Annotated in this window: 18 protein-coding genes and 2 tRNA genes; 8 read left to right on the top strand and 12 right to left on the bottom strand. The window is 60.7% G+C overall.

Features of this window, described 5'->3' with window-relative positions:
- Positions 1-99 precede the first annotated feature (99 nt).
- The 4 genes from rapZ to HNP33_RS14045 all read right to left on the bottom strand — a co-directional run bounded on the left by rapZ (position 100) and on the right by HNP33_RS14045 (position 4,848).
- Positions 100-993, bottom strand: a complete 894-nt coding sequence (rapZ, locus tag HNP33_RS14060; RefSeq protein WP_184709516.1) for an RNase adapter RapZ — start codon at positions 991-993, stop codon at positions 100-102.
- A complete protein-coding gene (gene recN, locus HNP33_RS14055) occupies positions 983-2,641 on the bottom strand; it encodes a DNA repair protein RecN (RefSeq protein WP_184709518.1) in 1,659 nt (552 codons plus the stop codon). The genes rapZ and recN overlap by 11 nt, the downstream gene beginning before the upstream one ends.
- Positions 2,638-3,540, bottom strand: coding sequence for an NAD kinase (locus HNP33_RS14050; RefSeq protein ID WP_184709520.1), 903 nt, complete (start codon positions 3,538-3,540; stop codon positions 2,638-2,640). Before HNP33_RS14050 ends, recN begins: the two co-directional genes overlap by 4 nt.
- 879 nt (positions 3,541-4,419) lie before the next feature.
- Positions 4,420-4,848, bottom strand: a complete 429-nt coding sequence (locus HNP33_RS14045; protein ID WP_184709522.1) for a hypothetical protein — start codon at positions 4,846-4,848, stop codon at positions 4,420-4,422.
- Between the two features lie 284 nt (positions 4,849-5,132).
- Between HNP33_RS14045 and hrcA the strand changes: the two genes are divergently transcribed.
- The 3 genes from hrcA (at position 5,133) to ygiD (ending at position 7,261) form a co-directional block, all read left to right on the top strand.
- A complete protein-coding gene (gene hrcA, locus HNP33_RS14040; protein WP_184709523.1) occupies positions 5,133-6,134 on the top strand; it encodes a heat-inducible transcriptional repressor HrcA in 1,002 nt (333 codons plus the stop codon).
- Between the two features lie 41 nt (positions 6,135-6,175).
- A tRNA-Ile gene (locus HNP33_RS14035) sits at positions 6,176-6,252 on the top strand.
- A gap of 118 nt (positions 6,253-6,370) precedes the next feature.
- Positions 6,371-7,261 (top strand): 4,5-DOPA dioxygenase extradiol, encoded by an 891-nt coding sequence (ygiD, locus tag HNP33_RS14030; protein ID WP_184709525.1) that lies wholly within the window; start codon positions 6,371-6,373, stop codon positions 7,259-7,261.
- Positions 7,262-7,343: 82 nt separating this feature from the next.
- Here the strand turns inward: ygiD and HNP33_RS14025 are convergent.
- The 5 genes from HNP33_RS14025 to HNP33_RS14005 form a co-directional block, all read right to left on the bottom strand.
- Positions 7,344-7,433 (bottom strand) — tRNA-Ser (locus tag HNP33_RS14025).
- A gap of 95 nt (positions 7,434-7,528) precedes the next feature.
- Positions 7,529-9,190, bottom strand: coding sequence for a Na/Pi cotransporter family protein (locus tag HNP33_RS14020; RefSeq protein WP_184709527.1), 1,662 nt, complete (start codon positions 9,188-9,190; stop codon positions 7,529-7,531).
- 267 nt (positions 9,191-9,457) lie between these two features.
- On the bottom strand, positions 9,458-9,961 hold the full coding sequence (gene lspA, locus HNP33_RS14015; RefSeq protein ID WP_184709529.1) for a signal peptidase II: 504 nt from the start codon (positions 9,959-9,961) through the stop codon (positions 9,458-9,460).
- Positions 9,962-10,085: 124 nt separating this feature from the next.
- The gene (gene ileS / locus HNP33_RS14010; protein ID WP_184709531.1) at positions 10,086-12,941 is read right to left on the bottom strand and encodes an isoleucine--tRNA ligase; all 2,856 of its coding nucleotides are present in this window, start codon (positions 12,939-12,941) and stop codon (positions 10,086-10,088) included.
- A 151-nt stretch (positions 12,942-13,092) separates the two neighbouring features.
- Positions 13,093-14,133: a bifunctional riboflavin kinase/FAD synthetase gene (locus HNP33_RS14005; protein WP_184709533.1), complete on the bottom strand. Its 1,041-nt coding sequence runs from the start codon at positions 14,131-14,133 to the stop codon at positions 13,093-13,095.
- A gap of 192 nt (positions 14,134-14,325) precedes the next feature.
- Here HNP33_RS14005 and HNP33_RS14000 point away from each other — a divergent pair, with 192 nt between their 5' ends.
- Positions 14,326-14,883 carry an HNH endonuclease gene (locus tag HNP33_RS14000; RefSeq protein ID WP_184709535.1) on the top strand — a complete coding sequence of 186 codons (558 nt, stop codon included), beginning with the start codon at positions 14,326-14,328 and terminating at the stop codon, positions 14,881-14,883.
- Positions 14,884-14,958: 75 nt separating this feature from the next.
- Here HNP33_RS14000 and HNP33_RS13995 read toward each other — a convergent pair whose 3' ends face one another.
- Positions 14,959-16,278, bottom strand: a complete 1,320-nt coding sequence (locus HNP33_RS13995) for a methyltransferase (RefSeq protein WP_184709537.1) — start codon at positions 16,276-16,278, stop codon at positions 14,959-14,961.
- A gap of 132 nt (positions 16,279-16,410) precedes the next feature.
- Between HNP33_RS13995 and purN the strand changes: the two genes are divergently transcribed.
- Positions 16,411-16,992, top strand: coding sequence for a phosphoribosylglycinamide formyltransferase (gene purN / locus HNP33_RS13990; RefSeq protein ID WP_184709539.1), 582 nt, complete (start codon positions 16,411-16,413; stop codon positions 16,990-16,992).
- 1 nt (position 16,993) lies between these two features.
- Here purN and HNP33_RS13985 read toward each other — a convergent pair whose 3' ends face one another.
- Entirely contained in the window at positions 16,994-17,248 is a 255-nt protein-coding gene (locus HNP33_RS13985) for a DUF1653 domain-containing protein (RefSeq protein WP_184709541.1), read from the bottom strand.
- A 119-nt stretch (positions 17,249-17,367) separates the two neighbouring features.
- Here HNP33_RS13985 and HNP33_RS13980 point away from each other — a divergent pair, with 119 nt between their 5' ends.
- Together HNP33_RS13980 and HNP33_RS13975 are read left to right on the top strand one after the other, a co-directional pair.
- On the top strand, positions 17,368-19,284 hold the full coding sequence (locus HNP33_RS13980) for a M48 family metallopeptidase (protein WP_221452082.1): 1,917 nt from the start codon (positions 17,368-17,370) through the stop codon (positions 19,282-19,284).
- 60 nt (positions 19,285-19,344) lie between these two features.
- Positions 19,345-20,616 (top strand): RsmB/NOP family class I SAM-dependent RNA methyltransferase, encoded by a 1,272-nt coding sequence (locus HNP33_RS13975; RefSeq protein ID WP_184709545.1) that lies wholly within the window; start codon positions 19,345-19,347, stop codon positions 20,614-20,616.
- A 100-nt stretch (positions 20,617-20,716) separates the two neighbouring features.
- Here the strand turns inward: HNP33_RS13975 and HNP33_RS13970 are convergent, their stop codons facing one another.
- Positions 20,717-21,073, bottom strand: a complete 357-nt coding sequence (locus HNP33_RS13970) for a hypothetical protein (RefSeq protein WP_184709547.1) — start codon at positions 21,071-21,073, stop codon at positions 20,717-20,719.
- A 194-nt stretch (positions 21,074-21,267) separates the two neighbouring features.
- On the opposite strand from HNP33_RS13970, the gene HNP33_RS13965 reads away from it, so the two are divergent.
- Positions 21,268-22,818: a PLP-dependent aminotransferase family protein gene (locus HNP33_RS13965; RefSeq protein WP_184709549.1), complete on the top strand. Its 1,551-nt coding sequence runs from the start codon at positions 21,268-21,270 to the stop codon at positions 22,816-22,818.
- The last annotated feature ends 46 nt before the right edge of the window (positions 22,819-22,864 follow it).

The following is a 22,864-nucleotide window of genomic DNA, read 5'->3' as shown; positions in this document are numbered from 1 at the left end:
TGTTTGCGCGCTTCGTTTTGGAGCCCGGCAGTAGCAAGCACGCTTGTGTTCGCACGTATGCATGCAGTGCGCCAAACGGGGCGCACTGCTGCGCTGCCATCAATGTGCTCTCTGGTCCAGTTCGCGGTGGCGCTGCAGTGTCGTCCACCGGCTTTGGAAGTGCTGCGCCAATGCGTTGACGAGGTAGACCGAGCGGTGCTGGCCGCCGGTGCACCCGATGGACACGGTGGCATAGCTGCGGTGGTTGAGCACCATCTCGGGTAGCCAGTTGTCCAGGAAGCGAATGATGTCTTCCTGCATTTTGAGCACCGCTGGCTGCTGTGCCAGAAACTGCGCAACCGGCGCCTCCAGCCCCGTGTGGCTGCGCAGATCCGGCTCGTAATAAGGGTTGGGCAGCATGCGTACATCGAACATGTAGTCGCTGTCCATGGGGATGCCGTTCTTGAAGCCGAACGACTGGAAAACCAGGGTCAGGCTGGAGGTAGGCGCCTGCATGAACTGCTTGATGTAGGCTTGCAGTTGCGAGACACGCAGGTTGCTGGTGTCAATTACATGTGCCTGCTCGCGCAGATCGGCCAGCAAGGCGCGTTCTTCGTCAATCATCTGCACCAATGCGCGCGGGCCGGCCTGCAGCGTTTCATTGGTCAGCGGGTGGCGCCTGCGCGTTTCGGAAAATCGCCGGATCAGGATGTCCCGCAGCGCATCCATGTAGATGAGTTGCACCTGGGCGCCTGTGGCACGCAGCTTGTCGAGCTGCTCAGGCACCAGGTACAAGGCTTTGGCGCTGCGTGCATCAATGGCAATGGCAACGCGGTTGCCATGCTGCCAATGCTCCAGCGACACCAGCGAGGGCAGCAGCTCTGGCGGCAGGTTGTCCACACAGTAATAGCCAATGTCTTCCAGCGCATGCAGCGCGACCGACTTTCCCGAGCCGGCCATGCCTGTAAGCACCACTACCTGCAGCGGCGGTCGCCGGTCTGCACTATTGGTCATGTACACCTCCTGCAATCATTTCTCGTGCGTGAGCCCTGCTGGTGGAAGAGATATGTTCCCCGCCCAGCATGCGCGCAATCTCATCAACCCGGCCATTCTCTGTCACTGCGCTGATATGGCTGCTGGTGCCGGATTTGCTGCGCTGCTTGGTGACCACCAGATGGGTGTCGCCGCGTGCAGCAACCTGCGCCAGATGGGTGACTGCCAGCACCTGGCGATCCTGCCCCAGCGCATGCATGACGCGGCCCACCGCGTCGGCAACGGCACCGCCAATGCCGGAGTCGATTTCGTCAAAAATCAAGGTGGGAGCCTGGCCGAGCTGGCTGGTGGAGATGGCAATGGCCAGCGAGATGCGAGACAGCTCACCGCCCGAGGCGACCTTGGCAATGGGCTTGGGCTCGGTGCCAGGGTGCCCGGCCACCAACAGCTCCACATCGTCCATGCCATCGGCGCGGGGCTCCTTGGCAGGGTGAATGGTGGCGACAAAGCGGCCGCCAGCCATGCCCAGCTCTTGCATGGCACTGGTAATGGCTTGCGACAGGCGCTCTGCAGCACGCGCGCGTATCTTGCTGAGCGCCTGGGCAGCCTTTTCGTAGGCTTTCCAACCCGCTGCGGCGGCATTCTCCAGCGCATGGATGTCTGCAGACGCATCCAGCGCCTTTAATTCGTTTTTCCAGCCTTGCAGCAGCGCGGGCAGATCTTCCGGAGGGCGCTTGTAACGCCTGGCCAGGCTGAGCCAGCTGCCCAGGCGCTCGTCCAGTTGTTCGAGTTTGTCAGGGTCTAGCTCTGCATGCCGCAAATAGCCGCCCAGCGAGCGCGCCAGGTCTTCCAGCTGCGCAACGCAGCCTTCCAGCGTTTCAGCCATCGCAGCAAATTGCGGCTCGACATGGGCCTGCGCCTGCAAGGTGTGCAGGGCGCGATTGGCTTGCACGCTGGCGCCGCTGTCTTCATCTTCCAGGGCGGCAAGGGCATGGGTGGCCGCATCCATCAGTGTCTGTGCGTGGGACAGCCGCGTGTGCTGGGCGTTGAGTTCTTCCCATTCGTGCTCGGTAGGGGCGAGTTTGTCCACTTCTGATATCTGCCACAGCAACCGCTCGCGTTCGCGCTGGTGTGTGGCTTCCATGCTGCGGGCCTGTTGCAGCGTCTTGTCTGCGGCGCGCCAGGAAAGATACGCCTCCTGAACGCTGCTGCAATCGGCGTTGGCATAGGCATCCAGCAGGCGTCGCACGGGCTCTGACTGCATCAAGCTTTGCCAGGCGTGCTGGCCATGTATATCTACCAAGGCTGGTGCAATGCTGCGCAGCTGGGTTGCGGTCGCCGCTACGCCATTGATCCAGAACTTGCTTTTGCCCTGGGCGTCGATCACACGGCGCAGCAGCACTGATTCATCGGGTTGCAGCTCGTTCTCAGTCAAATATGGCTTCAGCGCAGGTGGTGTATCGAACTCTGCTATCAATTCTGATTTGGCAGCCCCCTGGCGCACAAAGCCGGTATCGGCGCGGCTGCCCAGTACCAGTTGCAATGCGTCGATCAGAATCGATTTGCCAGCGCCGGTCTCTCCGGTCAAGGCAGTGAAGCCGGGCGAAAAATCAACCTCCAACTGCTCGACGATCACAAAATCGCGCAGCGCAATGCGCTTGAGGCTCATGGTGTGATGCCCCCTTCGTTCCAGCCCAGTTTCTTGCGCAAAGTGGTGTAGTAGTTCCAGCCGCGGGGGTGCAGAAACCGTGTTTTATGGGGCGCGCTGCGCACCAGAATCTTGTCGCCGCGCAGGATGGAGGCCAGCGACTGCATATCGAAATTGGCCGCTATGTCGCGCCCACCAATCACCTCGATCGAAATCTCCTGCGTATCGGGCACCACGATCGGACGGTTGGAGAGCGTATGCGGCGCAATCGGCGCCATGACCCAGCACGCCAGTGCCGGGTGAACAATCGGCCCACCCACCGACAACGCATAGGCGGTGGAGCCGGTGGGAGTAGCAATGATCAGGCCGTCGGCGCGCTGGTTGGCCACCAGTTGGCCATCCACCTCTACCCGCAGCTCCACCATGCCCGATGTGCCGCCACGGTTGACGACCACGTCATTGAACGCCAGGGCCTGGAACACACACTCGCCATCGCGGATCACCAGCGCATGGATCATCGAGCGAATCTCTTCTTCGTACTCGCCCGCCAGAATGGCAGATAAGGGCGCCAGAAAAGTCTGCAGTGGAATATCTGTCACAAAGCCCAGCCGCCCCTGGTTGATGCCCACCAGCGGCGTGTTGTACTTGGCCAGCTCTCGTCCCACACCCAGCATCGTGCCGTCGCCGCCCAACACAATGGCGAGATCGCAGCGCTTGCCCACTTCATCGAGGCTGAGCGTGGGGTAATGGTCCATGCCGGTGAAGTTGGCAGTTTCCTGCTCCAGATAGGCGGTGCCGCCCCGGGCCTCGACATAGCTGGCAATCTGGCTGAAGGCGACAATGGACTGCTGGCGCACCTCCGCAGAAGGCGGCGCATGGTATTTGCCAATCAGGGCAATGTGTTGAAAGCGAGATTGCATACGCAAATTACATCATTAATTGGGGCTTCCCGCATCGACGCTCGTTTGGCCGCAGCCCTGGAGCGGTGATTCGGAGGATAGCCGAGGGCGACACAGCAACTTGTCATCCGACATGTGGTTGCCCATTCCAAATCCTGGTTGCTGCCATCGCGTGAACCTAAGTCTCAAGGGCTAGCATCCTATTTGAAACTGCCTGTCCCTCGTGCTTTGCCTTTCTTGCCGAATCTACTCCATCCGTTGGGCTGTTCCTCCGGCTCTTGCCATGCTGTCGAGTTCGTTCACCCGTCTAGTGAGTGCGTCACATTCCGAACTGTTACTGCTGCTTGCTGCGCTGTTGTAGCTGGGCCTGACGGTTGGGCGGTAGCTATTTTCAGACCTCTTTTGCCTCGCTACTTCCACCTGTTCGTCCCATGAAATATCAGCTGGCACACGCACGCTATCGACCACTGTCCAGCTGCGGCGTGAACACTCTTCGTGAATCCACCATAACTCGCTCTTGTCTGGTCGCTTGCACAGGTAAATTAACTTGGTTTTAGGGCCTTGGGGGTCAGTAATTGCTGGTGCCGTGTCTACGACCTTCGCTCCTTTGCATGGCTCATGTGAATAGGTGTTTCCGCATCGGTAGACCTCCTGCGCTTGCACAGGCGACGTCGCCCATCCTGCTAAAACGATAAGAATGTGTGCCAATGGCTTCATGTCTATTCAGTTGTTATATTTTCATCGCATTATCCATAGACAGGGCGAAAAACCCAGAAAGGGGCACCGCTTTCGGGGATGCATCGCGGCTTTTGACCGTTTGTGTGTTCGGTATCTGAATTTGACTATGGCGATTTATGGATACGCGGCCGCTCAATGTCCTCTCGATGGAAGGATTGGCCATCAGGTCGAGCCCATAATTTGCAGAACCGCCCCCAGAAATACGCCAACTAGCGCGACCTTCCCAAGCCAGTTCTTGTTTCGGAGATAGAGGGAGGTGCCTTTCAGCTCAGCTTCGGCCAATCGAGCTTCTGTGTCGTTGCGGTCGAGTATTGCCTGATACTCCTTCTGCAACTCGTCGCCAAGGCTCCGGAGAAGATCGTTGTCACGTTGTGCGCGGTTTCTCTTCTGTTCGGCCTCTGCGGCGATGCGTTCCGCTCGTGCGTCCCAGTAGAACTGTAGGCCTGCCAGCAGCGCACCCACATAAGCGAATAAGACTCCCAATCGAGTAAGCAAGAGCTTGGTGGCAGCGGAAACATCCTTCATCTGAATGACGCCCAGCAGTTCAAGAGTGGCATATCCAACCCCGCAAACAGACAGAACGAAGATCATTCGAGCCTTGCTCGGCAAGCGATCAGATTGCAGTGGTCTCATGATGGCTGACTAGATGTAGAAGACATGCAACGGTCATGTCTAGTTCACCTAACTGTATGAGCTTGCGGTTCGACAGGTGAATTGGATGTTGCAGTGTTTAGAAAAACCTAAAAATTTTGATCTAGGCCTTTGGTGAGGACAGAAGACCAATGACTAGATGGCCGTTCATCGCCGATCTCGGGCATCAAATGAGTGTGTAACGTGGCAGATTGGTGACTAAATTACACAAGTAAAATGCCCCCATGCTCGATGATCGCGCCCGGTTGTTGCTGAAAACCCTGGTGGAACGCTACATAGCGGATGGCCACCCGGTGGGGTCGCGTGCGCTCACGCAGGCGTCTGGCCTCGATCTGTCTTCTGCCACCATCCGCAATGTGATGGCTGATCTGGAGGGATTGGGCCTGATCGCCAGCCCCCACACCTCTGCTGGCCGGGTGCCTACTGCGAAGGGCTACCGCTTGTTTGTCGACACGATGCTGACGGTCGAACAGGATCAGGTGGTATCGGCGGAGATTGCGCCTGAACAGCCTCAAAAGGTGATTGCGAGTGCCGCTGGCGTGCTCTCCGATCTGTCTCAGTTTGTGGGCGTGGTGCAGGCGCCGCGCAAAAGCTCATCCTTTCGGCATATCGAATTCTTGCGGTTGTCTGAAAAGCGCATTCTGGTGATTCTGGTCTCGCCTGATGGCGATGTGCAGAACCGCGTGATCTTTACCGAATCCGATTACTCGCAAAGCCAGCTGATCGAGACGGCCAACTACCTGAACGCACACTATGCGGGCCTGGCGATTGACCAGGTGCGCCAGCTGTTGCGCAAAGAGGTGGAAAAGCTGCGCGACGAGATTGGCGCACTGATGCTGGCAGCGGTTCATGTCGGGGCGGATGAGGACCAGGCGCAGGACGAGCTGGTCATTGCTGGCGAGCGCAATCTGCTGGCCGTCAGCGATTTCAGCAACGACATGACCAATCTGCGCCGCGCGTTTGACCTGTTTGAGCAGAAAACGCAGATTCTGCATCTGCTCGAGAGTTCCAACCGTGCCGAAGGCGTGCAGATCTATATCGGCGGCGAAAGCCAGATTCTGCCGGTGCAGGAGCTGTCGGTGGTGAGCACGCCTTACCAAGTCAACGGCAAGATTGTAGGCACTCTGGGGGTGATTGGCCCCAAGCGCATGCCGTATGAAAAGATGATCCAGATTGTTGGAATCACCTCAAAGCTGGTTTCCAACGCGCTGAGCCATTCCAAATAGACGCTAGAATGCCTAGCTTCACCTGCAAGGGTGGTGGTGCTGGGGCGTTAGCTCAGTTGGTTAGAGCAGAGGACTCATAATCCTTTGGTCGACAGTTCAAGTCTGTCACGCCCTACCAGTGACCGCTGCCTGGGAGAAGAACAAGGCTTGCCAGTGGCAGGCCTTTTGTTTTTTGGGGCGGGAACTTGCATCGCAGCCCTGGCTCTGACCGGGGCCGTCTGCTACTTTCCTTTTCTATGTACTCCCGCCGTTCTCTTCTGTTGTCTGGCAGCCTTGGTGCTGTCATGGCCGGGCTGACGCCTTTGAGCGAGGCTTTGGCGCGCAGTGCGCCCGTGCCTGCCGGCAAAATGCCAGTGTTGTTCATTGGTCATGGCAGTCCGATGAATGCGGTCAGCAGCAATACCTTTACCCATACGCTGTCTAGCTGGGGCAGCAAGCTGGCAAAACCCGCCGCTATTCTGGTGGTGTCCGCCCATTGGCTGACGCGCGGCTCCACGGGGGTTACTGTCAACGAAAAGCCACGCACCATTCATGATTTTTCAGGCTTTCCTGCTGCCTTGCAGGAGATGCAGTACCCCGCCCCGGGCCACCCCGCCATGGCTGCCGAAGCTGCTGCATTGGTACGCACGGGCAAGGCCCAGCTGACGGATCAGTGGGGATTGGACCACGGCACTTGGACGGTGCTGCATCATCTGTTCCCCCAGGCAGATGTGCCGGTGTTCCAGGTGTCGATCGATTACGACCAGCCCGCTGCGTACCACTACGCCGTGGGGCGCGAACTGGCCGCCCTGCGTGAAAAGGGGGTGCTGATCATCGGCAGTGGCAATATCGTGCACAACCTGCGGGCAACGGTGCGGGGCGCTCCTGAAGGCCTGATGGCGGCGCGCGACTGGGCGCAGCAGTTCGATGATGTTGTCAAGAAGGCTTTGCTGGCACGCGATGATCAGGCGCTGCTGAATTACCAGCAGTTGCAGGCTTCCGCCAAGATGGCAGTGCCTACACCAGATCATTACTGGCCTTTGCTGTACGCACTTGGAGCGGCACAGGGCAGCGCTGCACCCATGCAGATGTACGAGGGGTTTCAGAGCGGCACGCTTAGCATGCGTTGTCTGCAGTTTGGCGCTTGAGAGGGAGCAAGTCTTCTCGGAGGCTATAGAAATGCAAAAAGCACTCGCCGCTGTTGCAAGCCGAGTGCTTTTTTCAAATTTCTGGCGGAAGCGGTGAGATTCGAACTCACGGATGGCTTTCACCATCGCCGGTTTTCAAGACCGGTGCATTCAACCACTCTGCCACGCTTCCTTGTCATTGCTGCGCGAGTGGGGCGCAGAAAACAGCTGGCATTGTATGCCAAATCGGCCTTGCTTCCAGGATTGACTCTGGCAACTGACCTCCCGTCAGTGGCGCGTGGGCTCGGGGTCGTCCTTGAGGCGGCTGTGGGCCAGGGCGCCGGCGGATTCCAAAATGGGGTAGGCCACCGAGCACAGCAGGGAGTTGATGCGTTTCAGATCGCTGATGAGGTCAATGTGCAGCGAGCTGGTTTCGATGCTTTGCACAGTGTTGTGCGACAGGCGCTCCAGGTGTGACGCAGAGTAGGCCAGCTCCAGATCACGAAAGCGCGCCTTTTCTTCCAGCAGTTTTTGCGCATCTCGCACGTTGCCGGTCAGGAAAACGCTCATCGCCAGGCGCAGGTTGTCCAGCAGGTGGGCGTGCAGTTCGTTGATCTCTTCCATACCCGCCTTGCTGAACTGGCGGCGCTTCTTGATTTTCTTGTTTTCCACATCGGTGAGCACGCGTTCGATGATGTCGCCGATCTGCTCCATGTTGATGGTGAAATTGATGATTTCTGTCCAGCGTTGGCTTTCGCGCTCGTCCAGTTCGGCGCGCGAGATCTTGGTCATGTAGTACTTGATGGCCGAGTACAGTTCATCGACGGTGTCGTCGAGCTTGCGCAGGTCTTGCGAGAGCTGCTGGTTGTCGGTCTGCACCACGTTGTGCAGGCCGATCAGCATGGATTCGACAACGTCTGCCTGGTGCAGCGCTTCGCGGGCCGCGCACGATATGGCAAGAGAGGGTGTGGACAGCGCAGATGGATCCAGATGGCGCGGGCGTTGCGGGCCACTCTTGGCGGCGTCTTCCTTGGGCAGCAGCTTGCGCATCCAGTCGCTGATGATGCCGGTGAACCAGATGAAGCCCAGGCTATTGAGAATGTTGAAAGCGAGGTGGAACAGAACGGCCGAACGCCCGGCATCATTGATATAGGGCGCGGCGTAGATTGTCCACAGGCCGGAGAATGGCGCGACGATGGCAATGCCCAGGATCTTGAAGATGAGGTTGCCTACGGTGACTTGGCGCACTTCGATGGACGACTTGGCGGTTTGCAGCACGGCGAGCACGCCGCTGCCCAGATTGGCGCCCAGTACCAGGCCCAGCGACATGTCGGCCGTGATGGCGCCCGAGGCGGCCATGGCGGCAATCAGGAGCACGATGGCCAGGCTGGAGTAGGCGACGATGGCCAGAATGGCGCCCAGCAGCAGCTCCATGAAGAAGTCGCTCTTGACGCTGACGAGCAAGGTGCGCACGGCTTCGGATGCCAATAGCGGCTCCGTCGCCTCCACAATCAGGCGCAGCGCGAGCAGCATGAGGCCCAGGCCAATGAAGACGCGCCCCACACGGCCAGCGGTGGAATCCTGCTTGGAGATGAATAGCACCACCCCCATGAAGATGAGCAGCGGCGACAGCCACGACAAGTCAGTGGAGAACAGCACAGCCATCAAGGCGGTGCCCACGTCGGCTCCCCGCATCACGGCCAGGGCAGCGGTGAGCGGAATCATGCCTTGCCCTACGAAGGAGGCAGTCATCAGCGAGGTGGCGGTGCTCGATTGCACAAGTGCGGTCACCCCGATGCCCGAAAGCATGGCGGTGAAACGGTTGCTCATACTGCGCGCGAGCAGGTTGCGGAGGTTGGCGCCAAAGACGCGCAACACCCCTGTGCGCACCATATGAGACCCCCAGACCAGCAGCGCAATGGCGGCAAGAAGATTGAGCAGGTGTTTCATAAAGCGAACCGAACACTATACCCCTGATAGCAGCAAATTGTTGTAGGGCGTACGCCATAGCAGTCATTTTTCTTTGTTTTTGACAATGCGCTTGCAACCGCAGCTGCAGATCGGCCGTTTTACCTGGATAGCGACTGGCTCTCGCAGTTGAGGGCGCAGAGGGCCGCTGGGTGGCTTTTTGCGAGGACAGCAGATGTAAAAAAACCGCCATCGTTGGGCGAGGGCGGTTTTGAATGCGGGTGCGGCGAGGTGCGCGCGGCCAAGTCTTTAGGCTGTGTCTCCGCGCTTCATGCGCAGCAATTCATCCAGAATCAGCAGAATGGCGCCAATGGTGATGGCGGTATCGGCCAGGTTGAAGGCGGGAAAGTGGCTGCCCGCCCAGTGGAAGTCGAGCATGTCCACCACGTAGCCGTGGCGCATGCGGTCAACCACATTGCCAATGGCACCGCCCAGAATGCAGCTGAGTGACAAGCAGAACAGCGTTTTATGGCTGTATTTGTACAGTTGCCATGCAATGACGACGCCCACTACGACGCCGATGCCGGTGAACAGCCAGCGCTGCCAGCCGCCAGCGGTGGCGAGAAATGAGAATGCCGCACCAGGGTTGTGTGCACGTACGATATTGAAAAAGCTGGTGATGGTGGTGTATTCGCCCAGCTGGTAGTGGGACAGAATCCATTCCTTGCTCCACTGGTCCAGCCAGAACAGCACGGCGGCCAGGGCCAGCCACAGCGCGAAAGCGCGTTTTCCCGTCATCTGCTTGTTGCTCATGTCACTTTGGGTGCAATGGTTTTGATAGCTGTCAGCGCTTGCTGTGCAATATTTTCAAAATCGTTTGATATGGAGAATATTGGCGAGCAGGCGCAAACAACTCACTTTTTTTGCAGCAAGGCGTTTATGCCTTGGTGCGTACTTCACCACTGCCATGCAGGTTGCTGTCGCAACGGCCGCACAGGCTCGGGTGCTCGGGGTTCGCTCCCACATCGGCGCGGTAATGCCAGCAGCGCTCGCACTTGGCATGCTCCGAAGGCGTGACGGTGACCGCCAGTTCATTGCCTGCCACGGCTTGGGCGCTGGACGTGATGAAGACGAACTTCAGGTCATCGGCCAGTGTTTGCAGCAGCGCCAGATCTTCAGGCTGGGCTGCCACGGTGACCTCTGCCTGCAGCGATGCCCCCACTTTACCTTCACCACGCACGGTCTCGATGTCCTTGTTGACCACGTCGCGGATTTCGCGGATGCGGGTCCACTTGGTGAGCAGGGCGTCGTCGCCTTCGGGCAGGTCGGTGAATTTTTCCAGGAAGATGGTGTCGCTGTTGCCCACGATCTTCCAGGCTTCTTCGGCCGTGAACGACAGGAAAGGCGCCATCCAGCGCAGCAGTGCCTGGGTGATCTGGTGCAGCGCGGTCTGTGCCGAGCGGCGCGCCAGGCTCTGGGGCGCCGTGGTGTAGAGGCGGTCCTTGAGCACATCCAGGTAGAAGCCGCCCAGGTCTTCGGAGCAGAACAGCTGCAGCTTGGTAACCACAGGGTGGAATTCATAGACCTGGTAGTGGCCGATGATTTCCTTCTGCAGCTGGGCTGCGCGCGCCAGAGCATACTGGTCGATCTCCAGCATGTCCTTGTAGTCAACGCTTTCGGTCGCGGGATCGAAATCGCTGGTATTGGCCAGCAGGAAACGCAGCGTATTGCGGATGCGGCGGTACGCATCCACCACGCGAGCGAGGATTTTGTCGTCGATACCCAGGTCGCCCGAGTAGTCGGTAGAGGCCACCCACAGGCGGATGATTTCGGCCCCCATCTTGCCACTCACATCCTGCGGCGCGACGGTGTTGCCCAGCGACTTGGACATCTTCTTGCCCTGGCCGTCCACGGTAAAGCCGTGCGTGAGCAGGCCGCGGTAGGGCGCACGACCAAAGATGGCAGATGCCAGCAGCAGCGAGCTGTGGAACCAGCCGCGATGCTGGTCGTGGCCTTCGAGGTACAGGTCTGCCTCGGGCCCCTGGTCGTGGTGCATGTTGGCATGGGTGCCGCGCATCACGTGCCAGAAGGTGCTGCCCGAGTCGAACCAGACCTCCAGGATGTCGGTGCTCTTGGTGTAGTTCTTTGCGTCCTCGGCGCCCAGAATTTCTTCGGCCGTGGCGCGGCTCCAGGCCTCGATACCGCCTTTTTCGACCATGGCGGCTGCCTGATCGATGATTTCCATGGTGCGGGGGTGCAGAGCGCCCGTGTCCATATGTAGAAAGAACGGAATCGGCACGCCCCAGGAGCGCTGGCGCGAGATGCACCAGTCCGGGCGACCCGCGATCATCGCGCGCAGGCGTTCCTGCCCGTTCTCGGGGTAGAAGCTGGTGTGGTCGATGGCTTCGAGCGCGATCTGCCGCAGAGTCTTCTCGGGCTTCTGGGCCGGGTCGGTGAACACGCCTTCGCCTTCATCCATGCGGATGAACCACTGGGCGGCGGCACGGTAGATCACCGGCGTCTTGTGGCGCCAGCAATGGGGGTAGCTGTGCGTGATGGTCGTGGTGTCCAGCAGGCGGTTTGCCACCTTGAGTGCATCGATGATGACGGGCACGGCCTTCCAGATGTGCTGGCCGCCAAACATGGGCAGATCGGCTGCGTATACGCCATTGCCTTGCACGGGGTTGAGGATGTCCTTGTAGTCCATGCCGTTGCCCATGCAGGAGTTGAAGTCATCCACGCCATAAGCGGGCGCCGAGTGCACGATACCAGTGCCGTCGTCGGCGGTGGCGTATTCGGCCAGGTAGACGGGCGAGATGCGGTCAAAACCCTTGTCCACATGCGCCAGGGGGTGCTTGAAGGGCATGTGGTCCAGCTTTTCGCCCTTGGCGGTGGCCAGTACCTTGCCTTCAAGCTTCCAGCGCGCGAGGCATTTCTCGACCAGGGCAGACGCCACAAGCAGCAGGCCCCGCTCGGTATCGACCAGGCTGTATTCCAGGTCAGGGTTGACGTTGAGCGCCTGGTTGGCGGGGATCGTCCAGGCCGTCGTCGTCCAGATGACGATGAAGGCTTCCTTGTCGAGCTTATCCAGGCCGAATGCTGCGGCCAGTTTGGCAGGCTCGGCAGCGGGGAACATCACATCCAGCGTCTGGCTTTGCTTGTCGGCGTACTCGATCTCGAACTCGGCGAGTGACGATGCACAGTCGAAGCACCAGTACACGGGCTTGAGGCCGCGATAGACAAAGCCACGCTCCATCACCTTTTTGAGCGCGCGCAACTCCTGCGCCTCATTGGCGTAGTTCATGGTCTTGTAGGGGTGATCCCAGTCGCCCAGTACGCCCAGGCGCTTGAAGTCCACCATCTGCTGCTCGATCTGCTCGGTGGCAAAGGCGCGGCTCTTGGCCTGCATTTCATCGCGCGGCAGGTTGCGGCCATGGAGCTTTTCGATGGCGTTTTCGATCGGCAGGCCGTGGCAGTCCCAGCCGGGGACGTACAGCGCGTCGTAGCCTTCGAGCTGGCGGCTCTTGACGATCATGTCCTTGAGGATCTTGTTGACCGCATGGCCGATGTGGATCTTGCCATTAGCGTAGGGCGGGCCGTCATGCAGGATGAACATGGGCGCGCCGTGGCGGGCATCGCGCAACTTCTTGTATAGACCCTTGTCTTCCCATTCCTTGACCCAGCCCGGCTCGCGCTTGGGCAGATCGCCGCGCATCGGGAAAGGCGTATCGGGCATGTTTAGGGTTGCACGGTATGCAGAGGCTTTTTCTGCATGGGGCGTTTTGTCGGACATAGAAACCTTCAAAGCAAAACACGGTCCTGATCCGGGGCAGAGCCATGGGGCCGGTCAGGTTGAGATAGGTGAGCGCAGAAGTGATGCAGGACGCGTGCAGGCACGCACTTTTTCGACGACTTCTGCGCGGCGGGGCGCAGCAAGGTCAGCGTCAAATTCGGTCGCGCGTGGTCTGGCGACGCGTTTCGGCGTGCGTGGGGGTGTTGAAGTAGGCACGGGCGTCCGCGCAATCTTTGGCAATGCCGGCTGTGAGGGCATCGAGACTGTCGTACTTGAGCTCGTCGTGCAATTTGTGTAGGAGTTCCACTCGGATGATTTTACCGTAAGCGCCGTCCCCACCCAGTTCGGCGGGCCATTGCAGGCAATGGGTTTCCAGCAGCACACGTCCGCCATTCACGTCGTTGGGGTCGAGCGACGGGCGAATGCCGAGATTGGCCACGCCGGGCAACGGATGCTCGGACAAGCCATGCACCAGCACGACAAAAATGCCGCTGGCAGCTGGCTTCCAGTGGTCAAAACGCAGGTTCAGCGTCCGAAAACCGTCACCGGCTCCTGCCTGGCTCTCGGCCAACTGGCGGCCCAGCTTGCGCCCGTGCACCACATGGCCGGAGATCGCATACGGGTAGCCCAGCAGTTTGGCGGCCGCAGCCATATCCCCTTGCGACAGCGCCTGGCGCACCGCTGTGCTGGAAACGCGCAGGCCATCGGATTCGTAGCTGTTCATGCGTGCTACGTCAAAGCCTTGCTGGCGGCCCGCACTGACCAGCATGCCATAGTCCCCCGCACGCTTGTGGCCAAAGCGGAAATCATCGCCGACCAGCAGGTAGCCGGTGCCCAGGCCCGCCAGCAGCACATCGTCAATGAAGGCCTGAGGCGCCTGTGCTGCCAGCCGGGCATTGAAGGGCAGCACAATGGTCTGGTCGATACCGCACTGGGCGAGCTGATCGAGCTTGTCGCGCAGCGTGGAGATGCGGGCGGGCGCCATGTCCGGCTTGTTCAGGACCTGGGCAAAGTAATCGCGTGGATGGGGCTCGAAGGTGAGCGCGCAGCTGGCCAGGCCCCGGCGCTGGGCTTCGCTGCGCAGCAAGGCAAGCATGGCCTGGTGGCCGCGGTGCACACCATCGAAGTTGCCAATGGTGACAGCGCAATGGCGGGTGACCTGTGGGTGATCGAATCCTCGGAAGATTTTCATCGTTGCTTTAGTTTTTATAGCGGCTTGCGCGCATTGGCCGCGCGCTGGTGTCAAATTTCACAATAAAAGTGTATATTGACCATTATGGCTTGGAGCCCGGCACCTGCATGGCAGGCATGGTGGTGCCAGTGTCTTGATGGCATGCGGGCTCTGCGGTATCTGGATCGATTCCCAATGTGCAGGAGGCCCATTGTGAAGGTGTTGAAGCTATCGGCAAGCGGCGTCCCCCAATCCTGGATCACTTTGCAGGAGGCGGTGACGCATTACGCAGCAGACGATGTTCGCTGGGAAGCGGGCTCGCATGTAGCGTGTTTTCGTGGTGGTCACAATGCAGTCACCGGCCTGCAATCGCGCATTGAGGTGGCCAGCATCATTGGCACGCGTGGCAAGCCCAGCATCGATCCGTTTGCCATGCGCATGGCGCTCACCAACAGCAAGCTTTTCTGCCGGGACCGCCAGATCTGCGCCTACTGCGGCCAGTGGTTTGCCGAAGACCATTTGACACGCGAGCATGTGATTCCTGTATCGCAAAGAGGGCCCGACACCTGGATGAATGTGGTGACAGCATGTGCATCATGCAACCATCGCAAGGCAGGCCGCACACCAGAACAAGCCCACATGCCGTTGTTGTATGCACCCTACACGCCAAGCCTGTGGGAAGACTTTATTCTGCGCAACCGCCGCATTCTGGCGGACCAGATGGAGTTTTTGATGGCCCATGTGCCCAAAAGCTCGCGCCTGGCGGCATAGCCTCGTCGATGCTTGCCCATTGAATAAAAAAAGGCCTTGCAGACATGCAAGGCCTTTTGCCTGGGGGCGGGACGATCAGCCTTCCTTGGGCTTGAAAGCCGTCACCACGAAACCGTCCACCGGCTGGCCCGCTTCCATGCGCAGATCCACATCCTTGGTGTCGACGCGCTCAAAACCGGCCGCCTTGGCCAGGCGCACGGTGCTGGCCAGCGTGTGGGTATAGCGGCCAAATGGTTGGAGCTTGCTGTCGGGGCCGGTCACGTCACCGTGCTCGCACGAGAAGATCAGCACCCCGCCAGGGGCCAGCACGCGATAGGCATCCGCCAGCGTTTGCTGCAGGTCACCCACGTAGATCAGCACATCCAGCGCGGTGATGGCTTCAAAGGTGTTGGCCGGTGTAGCTGCCAGCGCTTCGAGCAGATTGACCTGGTGGAACTTGTAGTACACCTTGTGCTTGGCGGCTTCAGCCAGCATCTTGGATGACATGTCCACACCCAGGATATAGCCATCAATGGGGCCCAGTACGGCGCCCAGCAGTCCGGTGCCGCAGCCCAGGTCCAGCAGGTTAAAGCGCCGGTCAGGGAAGATTTCCAGCAGCTGATCGGCCGCCAGCTTGGGCAGGCGATAGCCCAGAGCGCGCACCATGTGCTTGTCATAGGTGCCCGCCATGTCGTCAAACATGCGGGTGGTCAGCTCCACAGGCACATGGGCGGGCACTTCGCCCTTGGCCAACTGGTGGTAGTACTGGTAGACCTTGTCATCGGCCTTGAGCGCGAGCAGGGCTTCGGTGTCGGGTAGGGCGTCTTGCATGGTGCCGCGTGCTTGCAGCATCTGCACGCGGGCGATGCGGGCGAGATGGTCGCCAGGCTGCTCGTTGATCAGCGACTCAAAAACGGCCAGGGCCTCGTCCCACTTGTGGATATGGCCCAGGTCGACGGCCAGATGGCGGCGCAGAGTCCGGTCGCCCGGCGTGAGTTCGAGCACGCGCTGCAAGTGGCGGATCGCCATTTCGATATTGCCGACGCGGTGGGCAATGTCGATGACGCCGGCAATGACATGCGGGTTGTTGGGCTCCAGCGCAATGACTTTCTCTGCCGCCGCCATGGCCTCGTTGTCGTGGTCGTGGCGGGCATAAAGCAAGGCTTGTTCGAGCAGGCCCGGGCCCCATTCCGGCGCCATGGTGACGCAGCGCTGCATGGCATCAAAGGCGCCATTGAGATTGCCGGACTTCTCGGCCATCAGTGCGGCGAGCATGAAAAGGCGAGCATCGCGCGGCGAACGCTGGCGGGCATCGTTCAGGGTTTGCGCGGCACCGGTGAGGTTGCCCACCGAAATCTGGTGGCGGGCCGTTTCAAGGTATTTGCGGATGGGATCGACAGGTGCTTTGGCGCTCATGAAGTGAATCCGGGATGGATCCATGTACACAGCTGTACATGGCTGTATGGAAATCAGTAAAGCCTTTGATTATCCGACATTTGGCCCGCGGCTGCGTTTGCGGATGTTGCTGCCTGCGATAATGCCGCCTCCATGAAAAACATCGTGATCCTCATCTCCGGCGGCGGCTCCAACATGGCAGCCATTGTGCGCACTGCGCAGCAAGAGCGCTGGGACACCCGCCTGGGCGCCCGGGTAGTGGCCGTGATGAGCAATAAGGCAGACGCTGGGGGGCTGGAATTTGCCCGCGATCATGGCATTGCCACCGCAGTCGTCGATCACAAGGCCTATGCCAGCCGTGAAGCGTTTGACGATGCACTGATGGCGCAGATCGATCACTACACGCCAGCCCTGGTGGTGCTTGCGGGCTTCATGCGCATTCTTACCCCCGGCTTTGTCAATCATTTTGCCGGGCGGCTGGTCAATATTCATCCATCACTGCTGCCTGCATTTGCCGGGCTGCATACCCACCAGCGCGCCATTGATGCGGGCTGCAAGTTTGCTGGCGCTTCGGTGCATCTGGTCACGGCCGATCTGGATGCCGGGCCGATTGTTGAGCAGGGCCTGGTGCCTGTGTTGCCGGGAGATACAGCCGCTACGCTGGCTGCTCGCGTGTTGGTGCAGGAGCACCAGATCTACCCCAAGGCCGTGCGCAGTCTGCTGGAGCGCATGTAATTCAGTTGTCTGCGAGCTGTTGCGGGTGGCAGACCGCAAACCGTGGCTGGCGCTGGCCGTCCACTTCCACCGTTTCGGTAAACATGGCGGCAGGCCTGACCCACCACCCATATTCGCCATACAGCGCTTGGTATACAACCAGCCATTCACGGGTTTCGCTGTGCCGAGCCATCTGCATCACCTGGTAAAGGCGTCCTTTGTAGTGACGATACAACCCGGGCGAAATGTCTGGTGCGGGAGAAGAGCTCTGTTCCATAATCTGATAATTGTCTGAGGCTATCAAGCCTTGCATCTAAAAAGGGTTGGTTCATAAGCCGCAGGAGGCAGCATTGTCTGCGGTTGCAGGCCTCCCGATAACAGTATTCGGAGGGTGGGGTGGAGCGTATCGTATTTGTGCAGCGGGTAGATGCCTATGAGCACGCCAGATCGGATCAGCCAGAGGCTTTTCGCTGGCGGGTTCTTGGGTTGACTCTGCTTGCTGTTGCATGGGTCTGGGGCGGCCTGTTGGTGGGGCTGGCTCTGTTGGCCTGGACGGCATTGTCATTCGTCAAAAACGGCTTTCAGGGGCTGCAGATTTTTGGTTTTTTCGGCGGCCTCGCGTTGGTGCTGAGTATTCTGCGCCTCACCCGCTCCGATTGGGTGGCGCCGGATGGCATTCATGTGCCCCAGCCCGAGTGCCCGCGCCTGTACGAAGCGCTGGAGCGCATCCGCAAAAAAAACGGCGGCCGCCGCATCCACCAATTGGTGATCACGCAGGACTACGGTGCGCGCATCGTGCAGCAGGTGCGGCTGGGTGGTTTGCTGCCTGAGCGCAACTACCTGCTGCTCGGCCTGCCCCTGGCCATGGCGATTGACCGCCCGCGCCTCATTGCGGTGCTGACGCAGGAATACGCCCATCTGCGCCGCAACCCCGCCTGGCTTGGTGCCTGGGTGTACCGCGCGCGCCGCCGTATGCAGGGCTTGCGCGACCGGCTGGCCGATGCACGCCAGATGACGCATCTGGGCTGGCTCAACGAACGCTTCATGCGCTGGTACCTGCCGCGCTGGTGGGCTGCCAGCTTTGTGGTGGCCCGGGACGATGAACTGGTGGCAGACCGCATGGCAGCCAGACTGGTGAGCAAACAACTGATGGGCGATGCGCTTTCCGAAGTGGCTGTGCGCGGGCGCTGGATGCGCGAGCGGTTCTGGGCCATGCATTGGTCGCGGGCCCGCGAACTGCCCCAGGCCATAGGCCCATTCAGCCTGATGGCCGGAGTGATGAACCACAGCATGGACGTGAACTGGGTGTACCAGGCCTGGAAGCAGGAATACCAGGCGCCAGCGGGCTACGAAGACACCGCCCCCAGCCTGCGCGAGCGGCTGGATGCCCTCGATGTACCGCCCGGCTTGACGCCCATGTCCAGCAGCAACAGCCTGGCATGGCTGGGCAAGCGTTCGGAGCGCTGGATTGAACTGCTGGATGCCCGTTGGTGCCTGCAGTTCGGTGCCGATTGGCAGGTACACCGGCAAGTGCTGCAGCATACCCATGCGCGGGTGGAGGCGCTGATGCCGCGCGAGCCCTACCTGCAGGCCGACAGCCTGGTGGAGCTGGGCTGGTACATGCAGGCAGGCGCCTACCGTGACGATCCGCAGCCCTTCTACCAGCGGGCGCTGGATCTGCAGGCCGACTGCAAGCGCGCGGTGGGCGCGGCGGCAAGCCTGTATATCGATATGGACCCCGAGGCCCAACTGCCTTATCTGGCCCAGGCTTTTGAGTTGCTGCCGGCCATGCGCGGCCAGTGGTGCAACCTGGCGCGCGGTGTGCTGGATGTGCTGGAAGCCGACGAACACTATGAGGCGTCGATCCGCCGCGCCAGGCTGGAATGGGCCAGACGCGAGGAACTGGCCCAGCAGCTGCGCCTTGGCATGTCTGATGAGGTGAAGGATCTGGGTCTGCTCTACCAGGCCAAGTCGTACGCAGAGTTGAGTGAGCCGCTGTGGGAATCGGAGCTGGCGGTGATCCAGCTGCACCTGACCGCTGCCAAACGGCTGCGCCGCGCGTGGTTGCTGGCACGGCCGCTGCAGTCGATGCGCGGCTCGCAGGCCTTGCTGCTGGTGCTGGACCGCCCCGGGGTCAGCTACCAGGAAGACCGTCTGTGGCATGCCCAGCTGCGGGGCTACCTGGAGCGCGAGTTGCTCGCCACCCGGCTGATGCCCCTGTGGCTGGCCAGTTTGGATGAACTGGGCGACAAGGCCAATGCGGTGTTGGCGGGCATTCCTGCCGCTTTGTTTTACGACCGCACTGCTGTCTAACCCAACGCGGGGTAGTCGGTAGCGGTGCCCGGATACTGGTGCAATGGGACAATAGCGCCCATGCATCCCAAAGCCTTACTAGATGCCTGCGCCGAGCTGGTGGCGCAGGTCCTGACTTTTGAACACCCGGCAGATGCCGTGGTGTCGCGATATTTCCGAGACCACCGCAACCTGGGCCCGCGCGAGCGGGCCACTCTCGCCGAGACGGCCTATACGGTGTTGCGCAAGAAAACCCTGTTTGAGACGCTGGCCCGCTCGGGCAGCGGCGCGCGTGAGCGGCGCCTGGCGATCCTGGGGTTTGCCGGTCCGCGCAGCTTTGTCAAAAGCGCACTCCATTCCGCCGAAGTGAAATGGCTGGACGAATGTGACGCCACAGCGCCTGAAAGCCTGATGCCCCAGCACCGCCACAACCTGCCCGAATGGCTGGTGGAGCCGCTGAAGGCGCAGGTGGGCGATCAGTTCGAGCAACTGGCCGCCAGCATGCTGGAGATGGCGCCGCTTGACTTGCGGGCCAATGCGCTCAGTACCAAGCGTGCAGACCTGCAAAAGGAGCTCAAGGCTGCAGGCATTGCCGCCGAGCCCACGCCATATTCGCCCTGGGGCCTGCGTGTGGCCGACAAGCCAGCGCTCTCGCGTCTGGAGGCCTTTCAAAAAGGCCGCGTGGAAGTGCAGGACGAAGGCTCGCAATTGCTGGCGCTGCTGCTCGACGCCAAGCGTGGCGAGATGGTGACCGATTTTTGTGCAGGTGCGGGAGGCAAGACGCTCGCCATCGGCGCCTCCATGCGCAGCACCGGGCGCCTGTACGCATTTGACGTGTCGGCCCACAGGCTGGAGGCGCTCAAGCCACGCCTGGCCCGCTCGGGGCTGTCGAACGTGCACCCCGCTGCCATTGCGCACGAGCGCGACGAGCGCATCAAACGCCTCGCTGGCAAGATGGACCGCGTTCTGGTGGACGCACCATGCTCGGGCCTAGGCACCTTGCGCCGCAACCCCGATCTCAAATGGCGCCAAAGCCAGAAGGCGATCGACGAGCTGACCGTCAAGCAGGCAGCGATTCTGGACAGCGCTGCGCGCATGGTCAAAAGCGGCGGGCGTCTGGTGTATGCCACCTGCAGCATTCTGCAGGCCGAAAACGAAGCCATCGCCGAGGCGTTTGGCGCAGCCCACCCCGATTTTGTGCCGCTGGATGCGAGTGAGCTGCTTGCTGGCTTGAAGGTGGAGAATTCCGCCAGCCTGTGTAGTGGCGGTGACACCGCAAGCCAGTACCTGCGTCTGTGGCCGCATCTGCACCGGACCGATGGCTTCTTTGCCGCCGTGTGGCAAAGAAAATAATGGGGAAACGTCTGCTTATGCTTGATAGGTAAGCGCTGATAGCTATCAAAAATCAAGTGATTCGGGCCACGTCATGTGGCCCGTTTCTTTGATGCTGCGCTCAGTCGCTCAACCCCATCCAGCGCGTCAGCGCCAGCCGCGCGCTGTGCCAGCCTGCGTAGGCATGTTCAGCCAAGTGCAGTTGTGCAGGTTCGGAGCCTTCGGCTTCGAGCCAGTACCAGCCTGCATGGGCGCCGTTGCAGTACGGCGCATCGCCTGCGCTGAGTTTCAGTGCGGCGAACCAGGGCGAGCTGATCTGCAGGCGGCCACCGGTGCAAAGGAGTGTGCTGCCCGCTTCCAGATGGCACCACAGGCCCTGGCCAGACGCAATGTGCAATGGGGTGATCTGTTCGCCGCAAGCCTCGGAGGCAGTCTGGCCGCGCGATGTGGAGAGGGTGTAAGGGTGGCTGAGGCGCATGGTGGTGCTTTCACGGTAGAGGCCTCTAGCGTAAAAAATCGTGCTGCAGCGCAACAGACACAGGTCAGTGCTCTGTGATGCGGAACAGTGCATTGGAGTTGCAGCTGTTCTGGTCCAAAATCAAAGCATCTGTATCTGTTCTGGTTGATGGAAAACGCGGACGATACAGAGCTTGCGAGCCTGGAATCACTCCCATGTCCCTGATAGACGAAAGCCTGCTGGCGCCTCCGGCGACCCATCGCCAAGTACCCGCGCTACCGGTACTGGATGCATCGGATGCTGCCGACGACGCCTTTCTGTATGAGCGCATCGCCGCGCATTTCGAGCAAGCCATTGCCCAGCAGACGCTGGGTGTGGGCGCGCGCATGCCCTCGGTGCGCGAGATCCGGCGCATGCACCATGTCAGCCACAGCACGGCGCTGCAGGTGCTGCGCGTGCTGGAGTCGCGGGGGTTGATTGAGGCGAGGCCCCGCGTGGGCTACTTTGTCTGCGATACCGCCTTGCAGATGCCCGCCGCGCGCGAGCCATTGCGCCTGGCGCCCATGCCCATGCAGGACAACCGCTTTGAAGGCATTGGCGCGCGCGCTGCCGAGTACCTGAACAAGGCGCGGCTTCGGGGGCCGCTGCTGGTTGATCTGGGAAGCGCCATGCCGGCGCCCGAGCTGTTCGATGCCAAGCTGCTGAACCACCATGCTGTGGCCCTGTTGCGCGAGCAGCCGCAGATCCTGGTGCATGGCCCATCGGCGCCGTTCACCCACCCGGAGTTCCAGGCATCCATGGCGCGTTACGCGCTCAGTTTTGGCGTGCGCGTGGCCCCGATGGATGTTGCCGCCACCTTTGGCAATTCGGAAGCCGTGAATCTGGCGCTGGATGCACTCACTCAGCCCGGTGACATGGTGGCGATCGAATCGCCCGCTTTTTACGGCATCTTGCAGGCTGTTGAGGCGAAAAAGCTGCAAACACTCGAAATTCCATCGAGCCCGCACACCGGCATGTCGCTCGAAGCGCTGGAGCTCGCGCTGCGCACGCATCCGCAGCTCAAGGCCGTTGTTGTGGTGCCGCACCTGCAGATGCCGCAGGGCGCCACCATGCCCGACAGCCACAAGCAACGGCTGGTAGCGCTGTGCCGCACCTATGGCGTGGCGCTGATCGAGGACGACATCTACCGCGAATTTGTCGAGACCGATGAAGTGCTGCGCCCCTGCAAGGCCTGGGATACCGATGGCACGGTCATCTATTGCTCATCGCTCTCCAAAAGCTATGCGCCCGGCTTGCGCCTGGGCTGGATGAACGCGGGCCGCTGGCAGGAGCGGGTGCAGATGATCAAGTTTGCCCGCTCGCGCAACTTGCCGGTGTGGCCGCAACTGCTGGGTGCGCGCACGGTCGGCTCGCCTGCCTATATGCGCCATCTGGTGCGCCTGCGCCAGCAATTGCGCGTGCAGCGGCAGGCGGCTGCACAGGCGGTGGCGCGGTATTTCCCTATCGGTACGCGGCTGAGCCTGCCAGCCGGTGGCCTTGCCATCTGGCTGGAGCTGCCTGAGCAGGTCTCGGCCAGCCGCCTGTATGACGAGGCACTGGCGGTCGGCATCCGCATTGCGCCGGGCGATATGTTCAGCAATACCGGCCATTACGACCACTTTGTGCGGCTGAGCTGCGGCATGCCATTCACATCGCAGGTGGAAGAGGGCTACCGCACCCTGGGCCGCATGATGCATGCCCAGCTGGGCATGCCGCCTAGGGCTTGATGGCGAGCGGAAGGAACTTGCCGGGGACCTGCCTATATCCCTGACA

This window comes from Comamonas odontotermitis (assembly GCF_014207855.1).
Lineage (GTDB): Bacteria > Pseudomonadota > Gammaproteobacteria > Burkholderiales > Burkholderiaceae_C > Comamonas > Comamonas odontotermitis_A.
The sequence above is the reverse complement of the archived record's forward strand: the minus strand, read 5'-3'. Positions and strand labels throughout refer to the sequence as shown.

Excerpts from the sequence above, each read along its gene's own strand:
- recN (WP_184709518.1), bottom strand. The coding sequence starts at position 2,641 with ATGAGCCTCAAGCGCATTGCGCTGCGCGATTTTGTGATCGTCGAGCAG.
- HNP33_RS14020 (WP_184709527.1), bottom strand. The coding sequence starts at position 9,190 with ATGAAACACCTGCTCAATCTTCTTGCCGCCATTGCGCTGCTGGTCTGG.
- HNP33_RS13965 (WP_184709549.1), top strand. The coding sequence starts at position 21,268 with ATGTCCCTGATAGACGAAAGCCTGCTGGCGCCTCCGGCGACCCATCGC.
- ileS (WP_184709531.1), bottom strand. The coding sequence starts at position 12,941 with ATGTCCGACAAAACGCCCCATGCAGAAAAAGCCTCTGCATACCGTGCA.
- lspA (WP_184709529.1), bottom strand. The coding sequence starts at position 9,961 with ATGAGCAACAAGCAGATGACGGGAAAACGCGCTTTCGCGCTGTGGCTG.
- HNP33_RS14005 (WP_184709533.1), bottom strand. The coding sequence starts at position 14,133 with ATGAAAATCTTCCGAGGATTCGATCACCCACAGGTCACCCGCCATTGC.
- HNP33_RS13975 (WP_184709545.1), top strand. The coding sequence starts at position 19,345 with ATGCATCCCAAAGCCTTACTAGATGCCTGCGCCGAGCTGGTGGCGCAG.
- ygiD (WP_184709525.1), top strand. The coding sequence starts at position 6,371 with ATGTACTCCCGCCGTTCTCTTCTGTTGTCTGGCAGCCTTGGTGCTGTC.
- HNP33_RS14045 (WP_184709522.1), bottom strand. The coding sequence starts at position 4,848 with ATGATCTTCGTTCTGTCTGTTTGCGGGGTTGGATATGCCACTCTTGAA.
- rapZ (WP_184709516.1), bottom strand. The coding sequence starts at position 993 with ATGACCAATAGTGCAGACCGGCGACCGCCGCTGCAGGTAGTGGTGCTT.
- hrcA (WP_184709523.1), top strand. The coding sequence starts at position 5,133 with ATGCTCGATGATCGCGCCCGGTTGTTGCTGAAAACCCTGGTGGAACGC.
- HNP33_RS13995 (WP_184709537.1), bottom strand. The coding sequence starts at position 16,278 with ATGAGCGCCAAAGCACCTGTCGATCCCATCCGCAAATACCTTGAAACG.
- HNP33_RS13970 (WP_184709547.1), bottom strand. The coding sequence starts at position 21,073 with ATGCGCCTCAGCCACCCTTACACCCTCTCCACATCGCGCGGCCAGACT.
- HNP33_RS14050 (WP_184709520.1), bottom strand. The coding sequence starts at position 3,540 with ATGCAATCTCGCTTTCAACACATTGCCCTGATTGGCAAATACCATGCG.
- purN (WP_184709539.1), top strand. The coding sequence starts at position 16,411 with ATGAAAAACATCGTGATCCTCATCTCCGGCGGCGGCTCCAACATGGCA.
- HNP33_RS13985 (WP_184709541.1), bottom strand. The coding sequence starts at position 17,248 with ATGGAACAGAGCTCTTCTCCCGCACCAGACATTTCGCCCGGGTTGTAT.